At 61.1% G+C, this 14,837-nt stretch carries 14 protein-coding genes; 8 read left to right on the top strand and 6 right to left on the bottom strand.

All coding sequences use genetic code 11. The features are described from left to right. Nucleotides 1-60: 60 nt before the first annotated feature. The 4 genes from ACR9ZC_RS18600 to mctP all read left to right on the top strand — a co-directional run bounded on the left by ACR9ZC_RS18600 (nucleotide 61) and on the right by mctP (nucleotide 4,597). Complete coding sequence (locus tag ACR9ZC_RS18600; protein ID WP_481581417.1) at nucleotides 61-957, top strand: formylglycine-generating enzyme family protein; 897 nt, start codon at nucleotides 61-63, stop codon at nucleotides 955-957. Nucleotides 958-1,025: 68 nt separating this feature from the next. Next, nucleotides 1,026-2,528 (top strand): SulP family inorganic anion transporter, encoded by a 1,503-nt coding sequence (locus ACR9ZC_RS18595; RefSeq protein ID WP_481581416.1) that lies wholly within the window; start codon nucleotides 1,026-1,028, stop codon nucleotides 2,526-2,528. A gap of 378 nt (nucleotides 2,529-2,906) precedes the next feature. Beyond that, nucleotides 2,907-3,104, top strand: a complete 198-nt coding sequence (locus tag ACR9ZC_RS18590) for a DUF3311 domain-containing protein (RefSeq protein WP_173256069.1) — start codon at nucleotides 2,907-2,909, stop codon at nucleotides 3,102-3,104. Next, nucleotides 3,101-4,597, top strand: a complete 1,497-nt coding sequence (gene mctP / locus ACR9ZC_RS18585; protein ID WP_481581415.1) for a monocarboxylate uptake permease MctP — start codon at nucleotides 3,101-3,103, stop codon at nucleotides 4,595-4,597. Before ACR9ZC_RS18590 ends, mctP begins: the two co-directional genes overlap by 4 nt. A 105-nt stretch (nucleotides 4,598-4,702) precedes the next feature. Here the strand turns inward: mctP and ACR9ZC_RS18580 are convergent, their stop codons facing one another. Next, nucleotides 4,703-5,596, bottom strand: a complete 894-nt coding sequence (locus ACR9ZC_RS18580; RefSeq protein WP_481581414.1) for a GntR family transcriptional regulator — start codon at nucleotides 5,594-5,596, stop codon at nucleotides 4,703-4,705. Nucleotides 5,597-5,632: 36 nt separating this feature from the next. Further along, nucleotides 5,633-8,257 carry an aconitate hydratase AcnA gene (acnA, locus tag ACR9ZC_RS18575; RefSeq protein ID WP_481581413.1) on the bottom strand — a complete coding sequence of 875 codons (2,625 nt, stop codon included), beginning with the start codon at nucleotides 8,255-8,257 and terminating at the stop codon, nucleotides 5,633-5,635. A 77-nt stretch (nucleotides 8,258-8,334) separates the two neighbouring features. On the opposite strand from acnA, the gene ACR9ZC_RS18570 reads away from it, so the two are divergent. From ACR9ZC_RS18570 to ACR9ZC_RS18560, 3 genes are read left to right on the top strand one after another with little or no spacing between them, the layout of a single operon-like run. Beyond that, nucleotides 8,335-9,396 carry a lactonase family protein gene (locus ACR9ZC_RS18570; protein ID WP_481581412.1) on the top strand — a complete coding sequence of 354 codons (1,062 nt, stop codon included), beginning with the start codon at nucleotides 8,335-8,337 and terminating at the stop codon, nucleotides 9,394-9,396. Nucleotides 9,397-9,448: 52 nt separating this feature from the next. Continuing rightward, nucleotides 9,449-10,774, top strand: coding sequence for an MFS transporter (locus tag ACR9ZC_RS18565; protein ID WP_481581411.1), 1,326 nt, complete (start codon nucleotides 9,449-9,451; stop codon nucleotides 10,772-10,774). A gap of 12 nt (nucleotides 10,775-10,786) precedes the next feature. After that, nucleotides 10,787-11,803: an ABC transporter substrate-binding protein gene (locus ACR9ZC_RS18560; protein ID WP_481581410.1), complete on the top strand. Its 1,017-nt coding sequence runs from the start codon at nucleotides 10,787-10,789 to the stop codon at nucleotides 11,801-11,803. 85 nt (nucleotides 11,804-11,888) lie between these two features. Here the strand turns inward: ACR9ZC_RS18560 and ACR9ZC_RS18555 are convergent, their stop codons facing one another. Further along, nucleotides 11,889-12,506, bottom strand: coding sequence for a TetR/AcrR family transcriptional regulator (locus ACR9ZC_RS18555; protein ID WP_481581409.1), 618 nt, complete (start codon nucleotides 12,504-12,506; stop codon nucleotides 11,889-11,891). A gap of 90 nt (nucleotides 12,507-12,596) precedes the next feature. Between ACR9ZC_RS18555 and ACR9ZC_RS18550 the strand changes: the two genes are divergently transcribed. Beyond that, a complete protein-coding gene (locus tag ACR9ZC_RS18550; RefSeq protein ID WP_481581408.1) occupies nucleotides 12,597-13,526 on the top strand; it encodes an NAD(P)-dependent alcohol dehydrogenase in 930 nt (309 codons plus the stop codon). A 105-nt stretch (nucleotides 13,527-13,631) separates the two neighbouring features. Here the strand turns inward: ACR9ZC_RS18550 and ACR9ZC_RS18545 are convergent, their stop codons facing one another. The 3 genes from ACR9ZC_RS18545 to ACR9ZC_RS18535 are packed head-to-tail and all read right to left on the bottom strand — an operon-like array spanning nucleotide 13,632 to nucleotide 14,833. Beyond that, complete coding sequence (locus ACR9ZC_RS18545; protein ID WP_481581407.1) at nucleotides 13,632-13,928, bottom strand: 4Fe-4S binding protein; 297 nt, start codon at nucleotides 13,926-13,928, stop codon at nucleotides 13,632-13,634. A gap of 2 nt (nucleotides 13,929-13,930) precedes the next feature. After that, entirely contained in the window at nucleotides 13,931-14,239 is a 309-nt protein-coding gene (locus tag ACR9ZC_RS18540; protein ID WP_481581406.1) for a hypothetical protein, read from the bottom strand. 12 nt (nucleotides 14,240-14,251) lie between these two features. After that, nucleotides 14,252-14,833 (bottom strand): RNA polymerase sigma factor, encoded by a 582-nt coding sequence (locus ACR9ZC_RS18535; RefSeq protein ID WP_481581405.1) that lies wholly within the window; start codon nucleotides 14,831-14,833, stop codon nucleotides 14,252-14,254. Nucleotides 14,834-14,837 lie beyond the last annotated feature (4 nt).

Genomic DNA, 14,837 nt, shown 5'->3' with positions numbered 1-14,837 from the left:
ATGGACATCAAACCCGAGAAGCCCGCATGCTGCTGCTCCGCAAAAGCGGCGGCGCCTTCCATGAACGCTGCCCGCACCGAAGGCATGGTGTGGATCAGAGGCAGCGACTTCACGATGGGCTCCGATGTTTTTTATCGCGAGGAACGTCCGGCGCGGCGCGCCACTGCCCCCGATTTTTGGATCGACGCGCACCCGGTGACGAACGCGCAGTTCGCTGTTTTCGTCGAGGCGACCGGCTACGTCACGCTCGCGGAGCGGCAGCCCGACCCGGCGCTGTATCCCGACGCCGATCCGGCGCTTCTGTGCCCCGGCTCGCTGGTGTTCACGCAGCCGCAGTCGCGGGTGAGCCTGCACGACTTTCGGCAATGGTGGGCTTATGTGCCGGACGCGTGCTGGCGCCGCCCCCAAGGGCCGGACACCGATCTGGGCGGTCTCGCCGACCATCCGGTCGTGCATGTTTCGTTCGCGGATGCGAGCGCCTACGCGGCATGGGCAGGGAAGTCTCTGCCGAACGAGATCGAGTGGGAATATGCGGCCCGCGGCGGTCTCGATGGTGCGGCGTATCCCTGGGGCGATGAATTCGCGCCCGAGGGTCGGCAGATGGCGAATACGTGGCAAGGCGAATTTCCGTGGAGCAACGCTGTGCTCGACGGTTTTGAACGCACTTCGCCGGTGAAGTCGTTCCCGCCGAATGGTTATGGGCTTTACGACGTTGCGGGCAACGTGTGGGAGTGGACCGTGACCCGTTACGGCCAGCCGCCTGGCGTTGCGGATGTGAAGTCGTGCTGCATCCCGTCGACGGGCTCTCACGCTCCGGACGTGCGCAACGTGGTGAAGGGTGGATCGCATTTATGCGCGCCGGGCTATTGCCTGCGCTACCGGCCTGCGGCACGTCAGGGCCAGACGCTCGATACGTCGACCAGCCATATCGGCTTTCGATGCATCGTCCGGACGTGATCCGTTCGCGGCGCTCTACAGGCGATGACGTGTGCCGCGTCTTATGTCTCAAACAACCGAGTACCGATATGACACATCCTGTGAGCAGGATCGATTCGCCGCGCGCCGCGTCGCGCGTTGCATTGCCCGCGTCGCGCGCCGAACTGCAGCGCGAAATCCTCGCGGGCGTGGTGACGAGCCTCGCGCTGATCCCCGAGGTCATCTCCTTCTCGTTTATTTCGGGGGTCGAGCCGTATTCCGCGCTCTTTGCCTCTGTGGTGCTGCTTCTCGTTACGTCGCTGTTCGGGGGGCGGCCCGCGATGGTCACCGCGGCGGCGGGCTCGGTGGCGCTCGTCGTCGGCCCGATGGTTCGCGCGCATGGTGCGGGCTACATTTTGCCGGCGGTGCTGCTCGGCGGGATGGTCCAGGCGGCATTCGGCTTGATGGGCTTCTCGCGCATCGTGCGCTTCATTCCGCGCTCGGTGATGCTCGGCTTCGTCAACGCGCTGGGCATTCTGATTTTTTGTGCGCAACTGCCGCACGTGATCGACAAGCCATTCGAGGTCTATGTGGTCTTTGCGATCACGCTCGCTATCGTGCTGGTCGGCCCGCGATTCCTGCGATCCGTGCCTTCTCCGCTTATCGCGATCGTGGTCGCGACCGGCATTGCCGTCGGGCTGCAATGGAGCGTGCCGACGGTCAGCGGTGCTCATCCCGGTCGAGCGGATTTGCCGGGGCTCACGCCATGGACGGTGCCGTTCGACTTGAGTACGCTGAAGATCGTATGGCAGACCGCGACCAGCATCGCGTTCGTGGGGTTGCTGGAAACCTTGCTTACGGCCAAACTCGTCGACGAAATGACGCAGACGCGCTCCAACAAGGCGCGCGAATCCTGGGCGCTCGGGCTCGGCAATCTTTGTGCGGGCGCCTTCGGCGGGATTGCCGGTTGCGCGATGATCGGCCAGACGGTGGTGAACGTCGGTATCGGGGGCGCCCGCACGCGCGTCTCAACGCTCGCCGCCGCGTTCACACTGCTTTTGCTCATGACCGGGCTAAGTCCGGTCATGGCGCGTATCCCGACGGCCGCCCTTGCCGCCGTGATGATGGTTGTCGCGGTGAAGACCGTCGATTGGCACAGCTTGCGCCCCGCTACCTTAAAGCGGATGCCGATGATGGAAACGTCGGTGATGGTGGTCTCCGTGGCGTTGACCGTGTATACCGGCAATCTTGCTCTTGGGGTGATGGGCGGTGTGCTGCTGGCGATGGTGTTGTTCGCGCGCCGCGTCGCGCATGTGATCAGTACCACGCGCACCATGTCCGCCGACGGACAAAGCGTGCGTTACGAGGTGCACGGTCCGCTGTTCTTCGGCAGCAGCAACGACCTCGTGGACCGCTTCGAGTATGCGACCGATCCGCGCCTGGTCGTCATCGATTTCTCGAAGTCGCAGATCTGGGACGCATCGACGGTGGCCGCGCTCGATTCCATCCAGATGAAGTATCGGCAGCACGACGCCGCCGTCGTGTTCACCGGTCTCGATGAACGAAGTCGCGCGTTCCACGCACGACTCAGCGGTAATCTCAATGTCGGCTGAGGGGGCGCCACCCGACGGTTGGCGCTAGCACGCAAGTGCGAAATCAGGGGGCGAGCGCTTGATGGGTTCGATCGCAATCGACACGAGTTTCGCGACTTCCCCGCGAGTCGGGCGATCGTCCGACATCGTCCAGGCCGGACCAGTCCACTACGTATTACTACGTAGCAGCCCTAAGTAGTTATGCGCTTGCGGACGACGTACCGACCGCGAATACTACGCCCGTCAATCGCACCCGATTTGCATAAGGACAGGCCAGTTCCTCCAAAGCAAGCTCCGCGTTTGGCTCGATTCTTCCCACGATAGTTAAAAAAAGACAACGAATGTCGGCCCGTAGCTGCGGAACGCCGCTCTATTCCTCGTCAGCCCTAAGGAGATGGTATGGAGACCTCCAGCCCACCACGCCGCGCGTGGTTGCCGTTGATTTTGCTGTTGCCTTATTTCGCACTGCTATGGCTGCCGTTTTATAACGGCGCGCGTCCTTCGCTGCTCGGTTTTCCGTTCTTCTACTGGTACCAGTTTCTTTGGGTGCCCATCACTTCATTGCTGATGTACGCCGTCTACCGGAGCGCCAAATGACCGAGCCGACCGCGATCAACACCACCGCCCTCGCGATCTTCATCGTTTTCTTCGCGCTCATCACTGTGCTCGGCTTCGTCGCCGCGCGCTGGAAACGAGGCGACCTGACGCAATTGCATGAATGGGGACTCGGAGGACGCCAATTCGGCACTGTCATCTCTTGGTTCCTCGTAGGCGGCGATTTCTACACCGCTTATACGGTCATTGCCGTGCCCGCGCTCGTTTATTCGGTGGGTGCCTATGGCTTTTTCGCCTTGCCCTACACGATCATCGTCTATCCGTTCGTGTTCGCCGTCATGCCCAAGCTCTGGCAGGCGTGCCATAAAGGCAATCACATCACGGCGGCCGACTATGTCCAAGGCGTGTTCGGCGGCAAATGGTTCCCGGCAGCGATCGCGGTGACCGGCATCGTCGCCACGATGCCCTACATCGCGCTGCAGCTCGTCGGCATGCAAGTCGTCATCAAGAGCCTCGGCGTCACGGGTGAGTTGCCACTCATCGTCGCGTTCGTGATTCTCGCGCTCTATACGTATGCAAGCGGCCTGCGCGCGCCAGCGATGATCGCGTTCGTGAAGGACATCATGATCTACATCGTCGTGATAGTCGCGATCTGCTGGATTCCGGCCAAGCTCGGCGGCTACGGCGCGCTGTTCGACACTGCGGACAAGTACTTCACGGCCAAAGGCGGCGCAACAGGCATTTTGCTGAAGCCGTCGCAGTTCACGGCTTATGCGACGCTCGCGCTCGGCTCCGCACTGGCGGCGTTCATGTATCCGCACACGCTGACGGGCGTGCTCTCGTCGAGTTCCGCCGCCACGGTCAAGAAGAACGCGATTTTCCTGCCGGCCTATACGGTGCTGCTCGGCTTGATCGCGCTGCTCGGGTACATGGCGATCGCCGCGGGCGTGCACGTGAAGTCGCCGTCCGATGTGGTGCCGACGCTGTTCCTCACGCTGTTCCCGTCGTGGTTCGTGGGCTTTGCCGCCGCGGCCATCGCGATCAGTGCGCTGGTGCCGGCCGCGATCATGTCGATCGGTGCCGCGAACTTGTTCACGCGCAATCTTTACAAACCTTTGATTGCGCCGAACGCCACGCCTGAAAAGGAAGCTTCGAACGCCAAGCTCGTCTCGCTCGTCGTGAAGTTCGGCGCGCTGCTGTTCATCATCGCGCTGCCCACGCAATATGCGATCGATATGCAACTGCTCGGCGGCGTATGGATTCTGCAAATCTTCCCGGCCGTGGTGTTTTCGCTCTACACGCGTCGTCTGACGACGCCGGGCTTGTTCCTGGGTTGGCTCGCGGGTATCTCGCTCGGCACGATTCTCGCCGCGATGCAGGGTCTGAAGCCGGTGTACGCGCTGCATATCGCAGGCGCGACGTATCCGACTTATATCGGTTTGATCGCGCTGGTGGTCAACGTCGTCGTTACGGTCGCCGTGTCGGCAGTGACGGCAAAGAGCCGCATGGCGCAACCGAATATCGCCGCGCAGTAAGCGGCTCTGCCTCTCGCAGCATGCAGCGGCCATTGATCGACGATGGCCGTTTTTTTTCGTCGATCGCCACCGTCAGGGTGGCGACTGCGATGGCCTCGCAGCCCGCTACGGTTCGAGAATCTCTCTGATCCGCGAAAGCGCCTCGAGCGTGTGCAATAAATGCTCCCGCATGGCTGCCGACGCCTCTTCATTTCGTTCGCGCTCGAGCAGTTCGAGCACATGCAAATGCTGCTTTGCATGTTCGACGTACCGCTCGCGATGCTGCATCGATCGATAGGAAAGTAAGCGCCGCACGCGATTGACGCGCTTGATCGCATCGATGAAAAAGCTGTTGCCGGAGGCTTCCACCAGTGACTCATGAAAGCGCACACCGCGTTCGTGCAACTGATCGGCTGTGTCGGTTTCAATGCCGCCGGCGAGCAAATGTTTTTCGACGTCTCTACACCGTTGGAGCACTTTGCGTTCGAGCCGATAGCCCGGCTCGAGGAGCGCAGCGGGTTCCAACGCAAGACGCAAACGGTAGGACTTCAATAGACTGTCAGGCGTCGTCAGCATGGGGGAGAACTGCCACCCGTATCCAGGCTTACGTTCCGCCCAGCCTTCTTGCCCGATCCGCGCCATGACCGCGGTGAGCTGTGCACTCGTGAGCCCGTAGCGTGTGCGAATCAACTGCTCGGAGAACTCATCGGGCAGCTCGCCTTTCAACCGATCGTCGGCGATCTGAAAATAAACGCTCGTCACGAGATCGGCTTCGGCGAGACCCAGCTCTGCCACGACGTCCGCAAGCGGCTCGATGACAGCCTTCGCCACAAAGAAGCCGCGGTTCTTCTCGCGCGTCACGATACCTTTCTCGTGAAGCAGCGCGAGCGCCTCGTTCACAGGAGAGCGTGAAACCCGCAGTCGATCGGCCAGCATCTGCGCAGGCAGATGCACGCCGACATCGAGCCCTTCGGTCTTGATCAATTCAACGATTTGCGTCGCAATGGATCTGTCGATCATGGAATGATGCCCTTCGCGCTCCGTGGCGGCCTCGTCTCACGCTTTCTGCCTCGCCAAGCCATTGTGCAGGATCAGCGGGATGACACCTCCCGAGCGCAGCAACTCGCATTCGAGGCGCGTTTCGACGGCTGCCGTCGCTTCAATGGGCTGCACGCTTGCATTCGCGCGAACGATGCGCACCGGTACCTTGCAGCGAGGTGACAGCATATCAGCCGGCGCGTCGATTTCTAGTTTGTCGCCGCGTTGTAACCCCAGCGTGTGCGGGCTTGTGCCCGCCGCGAAACGCAGTGGCAGGATGCCCATGCCGATCAGGTTCGATCGATGAATGCGCTCGAAGCTGACCGCCAGCACGGCGCGGATGCCGAGCAATCGTTGCCCTTTGGCTGCCCAGTCGCGCGAGGAACCCGTTCCATACCGTTCGCCCGCTACGAGCACGACCGAGTCGCCATCTTGCCGGTAGCGCTGCGCGGCTTCGAAGAGGGGCATGACGTCGCCGCTTGGTACATGCAGCGTATGGGCGACCGGTAGGCCTGGAGCCAAACGATTGACGAGCGTTCGATTGAAGAAGGCCGCCCGAACCATCACTTCCCAGTTGCCGCGTCGCGATGCAAACACGTTCAGATCGTTGCGATCGTCGCCGCGAGAGACCAGGAAATCGGCGACATAGCTGTCCTTCGGAATCGCGCTCGCGGGTGAAATGTGGTCGGTCGTGACGTCGTCGCCAAGCACGAGCAGTGGAAAAGCACTATAGCGCCCCAACTGTGTCCCTTCGGTCGCCGATGCGAACGGTGGCCTGCGCAACGCCGTCGAAGTCGGGTCCCACGGGAACCGGGCGGCATCGGGCGCGTCCAGGTCGTGCCACGAGGGATTGGCGCTGGCGAGCGCGAACGCGCGTGGGTAGTCTTGTGGGTCCGCCGCTGCGGCAACGAGTTCCGCGACTTCCTCACGAGTCGGCCAGATGTCCCGCAAGTAGACGGGTTTGCCTTCACCGTTTTGCCCGATGGGCTCGCGGCCGAGGTCGATCTCGGCAGTGCCCGCGAGAGCGAAGGCGATGACGAGCGGCGGCGACATGATGAACCCGAGGTCGAGTTCAGGATGAATGCGGCCGGGGAAGTTGCGATTGCCCGACAGCATGGCGACGGGATAGACGCTTTTGTTTGCAATGGCGGCGCGGATTGATTCCGTGAGCGGCCCCGAATTGCCGATGCAGGTTGTGCAGCCGTACCCGACGATATCGAAGCCGACGGCCGACAAATCGTCAATCAGGTTGGCGCGTTCGAGGTATGCCGCCGCGGCAGGAGAACCCGGGCCCAGCGAGGTCTTGACCCACGCCGGCGGTTTGAGCCCCGTGGCTCGGGCCTTCCGAGCCAGCAGGCCCGCGGCGATAAGTAACGCGGGATCGGACGTGTTCGTGCAACTCGTGATCGCGGCGATCGCGACCGGATGCTTCGGCAAAACAGGGTGCGGTTGCGACGGTTCGAAGCCGAGCGTCAATAGCAACGCTTTGGTCTCGGAATAGGCGCGCAAGTCCTGCGGGCGGCGCGGGCCGGCGATATGCATGCCGATGCCGGCGAGGTCGATCTCGATCGTGCGCGTATAGCGAGGGGTGGCGTGAGGATCAAACCAAAGGCCTGTCCGTTGCGTGAACGCTTCGACGAGCCGCACCAATTGTGGAGAACGATGGGTCGACCGCAGATAGTCGAGCGTGCGTTGATCCACGGGAAAATAGCCGGTCGATGCGCCGTATTCGGGCGCCATATTGGCTACGACGGCTCGATCGCCCGCACTCAGGGTTGCCACACCGGGCCCGAAGAATTCGACGAACTCGCCCGATACGCCGATTGCACGAAGGCGTTGTGTGACGGTCAACGCGAGATCCGTCGCTAACACCCCAGCCTGTAGTGCACCGGTCAAACGCACGCCGATCACGTCGGGAATACGCTGCATGACCGGCATGCCGAACATGACCGTTTGTGCTTCCAGACCACCCACGCCCCACCCAAGCACGCCGATGCCATTGATCATTGGCGTATGGCTGTCCGTGCCGATCAGTGTATCGGGCACGGCCCATCGTTCGCCGTCACGCTCGAACGTCGTCACTACGGTCGCCAGTTGCTCGAGGTTGATCGTATGCATGATGCCCGTGCCGGGCGGATGGATACGAACGCCCTTGAGCGCCTTCGACGCCCAGCGCAGGAATCGATAGCGCTCGTCGTTGCGCCGCAGCTCCAGCTGCAGATTCAGCGGTGCGGCGTCGCGCTGCCCGAAGTATTCGACGGCGAGCGAGTGATCGACTGAGGAATCGACCGGCAGCACCGGATTGAGCAACGCAGGGTCGGCGCCGGCTTCGGCGAGCGCGTCTCGCATGGCGGCAATGTCGACGAGGGCGGGCGTGCTCGTCGTGTCATGCATGAGGACGCGATTGGGCTTAAAGGCAATCTCCGCTTCGCTCGTACCGCGAGCGATCCAGCCGCGAATGCCCTCGACGGCCTGCCGTCGTTCGTCGCCGTCGGTGTTCCGGACGACGTTCTCGAGCAACAGGCGTAGCACGACGGGCAAATCACGCAGCGTGTCGCCGAACCAGCCCGGCAGATCGACGTGGCGGTACGACTTGCCGTCGATGTCCAAGCTGGCTTCCGTGGGGTGATCGGTGTTTTCCATAACTGCATTGTTGCATTTTATAGCGTACAAATGCAATCTAGTGCAAACCCGGGACGCGTACGAAAGGAAGGACATCCATGTTTGCTTACGTCGGCTCGCGTACGACCCGCGAGCGAAACGCCCGAGGCGAGGGCATCAGCGTCTATCGGGTCGACGCCGAGACGGGGGCGCTCGAACGCGTCCAACTCTTGAGGAACCTTGTCAATCCATCGTTTCTTGCCATCAGCGCGAATGGCGAGCGACTCTACGCCGTGCATGGCGATCAAAGCGACATCAGTGCGTTCGGTGTGGACAAAGCGTCGGGTGAACTCACGTTTTTGAACCGGCAAAGCAGCCAGGGCAAGAATCCGGTCCACCTCGCTATCGACCCGTCAGGTCGCTATATCGTGGTTTCCAATCACATCGGCGCAAGCTTGGCAGTGCTGCCGATTGCGGCCGACGGATCGCTGCGGGAAGTGATGCAGCTTGTTCGTCTCGAAGGTCCCGTCGGCCCTCATCGTGTCGAGCAGCAACAGGCCAAGCCGCACTTCAATCGATTCGATCCCACCGGCAAGTTCGTGATCGTTCCGGACAAAGGTCTGGACCGCATCTTTTCGTTTCGTTTCGAGGATGGGCGGTTGAGGCCGGCCACGCCTGCGTTCGTCGCATCGCGGGAATCCGCCGGACCGCGACACGCGGCATTTCATCCGAACGGCGCGTTTATGTATGTCGTCAACGAGCTGGATTCGACCGTTACGGCATACCACTATGCGCATGAAAGCGGGGCGCTGACACCGTTGCAGGTCGTGTCCTCGCTGCCGGATACGTTCACGGGCAACAGCCGTGCCTCTGAAATCGAGGTCGATCGTGCGGGACGCTTTGTTTATGCGTCGAATCGAGGATGCGACAGCATCGCCGTGTTCCGGATCGATCGATCCACTGGCCATCTGAAGTTTAGCGGTGCCCAACCGACGGGCGGCCGCACGCCGCGGTTCATGACCTGTACGCCCGACGGCCGGTACATGTATGCGTTGAACGAAGACAGCGACAGCATCGTCGCGTTTTCGATCGATTCAACGACGGGCCAACTCGAGCCGACCGGGTTTTCTATCGAATCGGGTAGTCCCGTATGCATGGTGTTCTCGCAGCACCAGGCGTAATTCCGAATACTTGTTCCAAAGCGGCCGGCGGCATCCGCCGGCGGAGACACATATGCATGCAATGACTGCCATCGACGAACGAGCCACCGTGCGCAAAATCGGGTGGCGAATTATTCCGTTCGTCTTCGTTCTCTATATCGTTTCGTATCTGGATCGCGCCAACATCGGCTACGCGGCACTGCAAATGAACACGGAGCTCGCGCTGAGCAGCGAAGCCTTCGGCTTCGCCTCGGGCATCTTCTTCATTGGATACTTCCTGTTCGAGGTGCCCAGCAACGTGCTGCTGAACAAGTACGGCGCTCGCGTTTGGATCGCGCGAATCCTCATCACGTGGGGCATCGTGTCGATCGCTTCGGCATTTGTACAGAGTGCGAATCAGCTCTATGTCTTGCGCTTTTTGCTGGGCGTGGCCGAGGCGGGCTTCTTTCCAGGCATCATCGTTTATCTGACGTATTGGTTCCGCGCCAAAGAACTCGCGACGACGGTTGCCCTGTTTACGGCGGCAATTCCGATCTCGTACGTAATCGGCGCTCCGTTGAGCACATGGGTCATGGACAACGTTCATTGGTTCGCCTGGAGCGGGTGGCGATGGATGTTGGTGCTCGAAGGCGTGCCGGCCTTGATCGGCGGTTTCATGTGTTTTACGTACCTAACGAACCGTCCGCAAGACGCGAAATGGCTCGAGCCGAAAGAGCGGGACTGGCTGCTGAACGAGTTGGAAAACGATAGAAAGGCATGTCCAAACGCCAAGCATTTCGGTTCGCTGAAGGCGATGGCCAATCCGAAAGTTCTGTACCTGTCGTTCATCTACTTCGTTTATCAATGCGGCAGTCTTGGCGTCGGGTACTGGATGCCGCAGATCATCAAAGGTTTTTCGAAGTCGCTCAGTCACACGGAGGTCGGGCTCATTGCCATCGTGCCGTACTTGTTCGCGACGATCGTCATGGTCTGGTGGTCGCGCAGTTCGGACCGCCGCAACGAGCGGCGTCTGCATTCGGCCATTCCCCTGGCGGTCTCCGCGGTGGCATTGCTGGGCGCGGGGCTGTCGACGAATCCGTACGTGTCCATCACGATGATCAGCCTGAGCCTCGCGGGGCTCTACGCATTCAAGTCACCGTTCTGGGCGCTGCCGACGCTGTTTCTTACCCGTTCCACAGCGGCGGTGTCGATCGCAGTCATCAATTCCGTCGGGAATCTGGGCGGCTTCGTCGGACCGTTTGCGATCGGCTACATCAAGGGCTCGGGGCACAGCGCAACCCATGGGCTGCTGTTCCTCGCTGCATTGCTGGTTGCCTCGTTCCTGATGACGTTCTTTATCCGCGTTGACGAGCGGAACACGGTCGAGACCACCGGCGCCGTTGCCAATCACAGTCACTAACAGAGACAAAAAATGATGAAGCAATCAAAGAAGCGTGTGTTTTGCATTGCCGCCGCGCTGTTGAGTGCGCTCGCGCTGGGCAACGCCCGGGCGGATGATGCACAACCTCTTTCCATCATGGTGGGGGGCATCTCGAAGTTCATCTATTTGCCCGTGAAGCTTGCAGATCAATTGGGCTATTTTAAGGACGAGAAACTCAATGTGGAACTTCTTTCACAACCGTCGGGCGTCGATGCCGAAAACGAGTTGCTCTCCGGCGCGGTGCAAGCCGTTGCAGGCGCCTATGACCATACGATCGACCTGCAGAGCAAAGGCAAGGAAGTGCGGTCGATCGTGACCTTCCTCCAGGTTCCGGGCGAGGTGGAGGTCGTGTCGAAGTCCTCACCGATGAAGAGCATGGCCGATGCAAAGGGTAAGACACTGGGCGTCACGGGTTTGGGATCGTCGACAGACTTCCTGACGCGATACATGGCGCTGAAAAGCGGTGTCGTACAACAGCAGTATTCGACGCTGCCAGTTGGCGCTGACAACTCGTTCATCGCCGCTGTTCGTCAGCACCGCATCGATGCGGGCATGACGACAGAGCCCACGGTATCGCGATTGCTTGAACAGGGCGACGCTTCCGTCATGGTCGATTTGCGTACGGTGGACGGAACCCGCGAAGCGCTCGGCGGGATTTATCCATTCACGGGCTTATACGTGGATGCGCGCTGGTTGGCATCGCATCAGCAGCAGGCGGCGGCATTGGCGCGCGCGATGGTCCGAACGATGCAATACATCCATTCTCATTCCGCGGAAGAGATTGCGGACAAAATGCCGAAGGACTACTACGGCGGCGACAAGGCACTGTATGTACGGGCCTTGAAATCGACGATGTCGATGTACACAGCCGATGGCAAGATGCCGACGGGTGGACCGGAGAACGTTCTTCGAGTCCTCTCGACGATCAATCCCGCGGTCAAGGGCAAACATATCGACCTGAGCAGGACGTACACGAACGAGTACGTCGGGCTCGCGGTGGCGAAGTAAGGCCGCCGCTGTCCGGGCAGGGCGCGTGCGTCACTCGACGCGCTTACTCCGAACAGATTGCCTCATTCGCTTCATCGCAGGCGCGCTAACCAGCGCGAAGCGCAGAGCGCAAGTCATCGAACGCCTTCTCGATGCGCTTGGTCAACGCTCCCTTTCCGCCTTCGTCGATCCATTCGTCGATCGCCACCCGGAACGCGCCGACGCCGGCCATGGCTGCCATTCTAAGCGGTCCGCGCCGGCTACGGCCCGGCCAGAGCCGACACAGCGACTCGAATGCGGAGTGCTCGATGTGTGTGTACTTCGCTTGATTGGCGGCGCGCAACTGGTCGCTCGAGCGAAGCACTTGGGCGATGCCGATCGCGGTGTCCGTGTCGAAATACGAAGCCAGCTTCCGAAGGGCGCCGCACAACGCCTCTAGCGGCGATTGATCCGTCGAAGCCTCCAGCACGGCGTCGCGCACCGCGTCGCCCATTCCCGTCTGCCACGCGAGCAGTATTTCGTCTTTCGATTTGAAGTAGTGGAAAAAGGTGCGCCGGGAGATGCCAGCGGCAGCGGCAATGTCGTCGAGCGTGGTCGCTTCGTAACCGGCGGCGAGAAAAAGATCGAGCCCGACCTGCGTAATCCGCTGCAGGGTATCGCGGCGCTTGCTTTCACGCAGCCCCTCCGGCTGCCATTCGTTCGGTTCGACAGTTTTGGTCTGCATAGGCGCCATCGTAGCAGACGGCCTGCATCGCTTGCAATATTGCACTTAGTGAATTATTGTAATGCACTCAGTGCAAATTTAGAGGTATGCATGAATCGACTTCAATTCGATCGCTACGGCAACGCCGACACGATGCACATCGGGCGATGCGCCGTGCCGCAGCCTCGGGCGGGGCAAGTGGCTGTTCGTGTGAGGGCCGCAGCCATCAATCCGCTGGACTGGAAGCAACGCGAAGGCGCCATGCGGCTCGTCATGGATAGGCGATTTCCCAAGGGCATGGGGTCCGACTTTTCGGGCGTTGTCGTCGCGCTGGGCGAGGGCGTTGCCGCCTTCCGCGTGGGCGATGAAGTGCTGGGCACCATGGCGATCAAACATCCCGGGGCGTTCGCCGAGGTGCTGGTCACGGCTGAGGGCAATCTCGTGAAGAAGCCCTCGCAACTTTCGTTCGAAGCAGCGGCGTGTCTGCCGATCCCCTGTGCGACGGCATGGGCGGCGCTGCTGCTGAAGGGGCGGGTGTCGCGCGGTACCCGCGTGCTGATCAACGGATGCACCGGGGCAGTCGGCCTAATGGCGGTGCAACTGGCTATCGCTCGAGGTGCGCGAGTGGCGGGCACGTGTAGCCAAGCGTCGATGGAGCGTGCTCGTGCGGCGGGCCTGGAGTCGGTCTTCGACTATACCGATGCGAGTGCGTGGGGTGCTGCCGGACCATTCGATGTGATTTTCGATACTGCGGGCACGCTGAACCTGGGGCTCGGTCTGTCAATGCTCAATCGGGGAGGCGTCTTCGCGGACATCAATCCGACACCGCGGCGGCTTTTGCGCGGCCTGCTGACGCGCCGCTACAAATTGGTGTTTGCCACGATGGCGACCCGACATCTCGCCGCAATCGCTGAACTCGCGGCGCAAGGCATTTTGAAACCCACCATCGGACTCGAAAGGGCATTTTCGCAGGCCGTGGAGACGGTTGCGGCAGTCGAGGGAGGGCTACGCGTGCCGGGCAGGGTGGTGTTGACTTTCTAGTGGGCGCGGCGGACACCGAGCCTCGGCATCGTCGCCGTGATGGATCCATTTCACCCCGAAGACGGCTCGTTAAACAGGCTCTGGCATCCGCGAAAACGTGTAATGCTATGCTGTTTTGGCGAGCTTGATCGCGCGTTCAGGGCATGCCGTCACGCAAAGACCGCAGGAGCGGCAGGCATGTGCGTTCGGCGTGTAGGCGACTTTCATTCCATGCACGCGTAGCTTGAGGCGATGCATCAAATCGAGGCTGAGATAATCGGCCTCATCGATACGCCGGACCTCGAACACATTCTCCGGGCAGACCTCCAGGCAATCGCCTTTCCCTTCGCAACGTTTCAGGTCGACGACTGGCGCAATCCGGCCCGGCTCCTGTTTGCAGCCGCGCATCGAGTTCTGGGGCATGTTCAATCCTCCGTGTGCTGCGTATGGCGCGAGCGCCACAGTGTCTGAACATGCTCCCGTTCCTCGGGCGTCATCGCTTCCCATTTGCGCCAATGACGCCGTGCGTGCCAGCCGCCGTGTCCGCGGAATCCGCCAAAGAGGATGCGGCTCAAAACGAGCAAGCCCAACGCATGGGCGAAGTCGATCGCACGTGCGCCAACGAACAGGCCAGGAATCACCCAATTCCATAGCGTCATGACGACCCACCCAAGCACGCCAATGGCGACGACCCCAAGCAGCGCTTTACCGGCACATCTGATTCTGAAATTCATCCGTTGACTCCTCTAAATATCCAGTTCGTCATAAATGACCTGCAGTCGGGCGCGCAGATGCAGAACCGCATAGCGTTTGCGCGCGAGCAGCGTATTGAGCGGCACACCGCTTTGCGCCACCATTTCCTTGAAGGGGCGCCCGTCAAGCTCGTGGGCGATAAATACCTCACGTTGATTCGGCGGCAACTCATCGAGCGCATCCTGCAAGGCCTCGAGCAATAGAGCGCGAGCGTAGAGCGCTTCGGGACCCGCATCGTGCGCTGGCAGCGCGAGGTCGAGGCGATACTCACTATCGGCATCGTCCTCGGCCTCGAACGGATCAGTCAGTGGCTGCTCTCTTTTCTTGCGAAAGCGATCGATGATGCGGTTGCGTGCGGCACGGAAAAGCCACGCACTAGCCTGTTCAATCGGAGCAGGAAGCCTGTAAGCCCGAACGAATTCGTGGAAGACATCCTGCAAGATATCCTCGGCATCATCCGGGTCGCGTATTCGACGCCGGATGAAATTGACGAGCCTCGTGCGCTCACGCACCACCGTTGCGGTGATGTCGTTGTCTCGGTCGGTCATCGGGTACGAGGTGGGTGGCGGTTCCATGCGC

This window comes from Trinickia sp. HAY1-2D (assembly GCF_056754935.1).
Note: the sequence above shows the minus strand (reverse complement) of the source record. Positions and strands in the feature narration are given on the sequence as shown.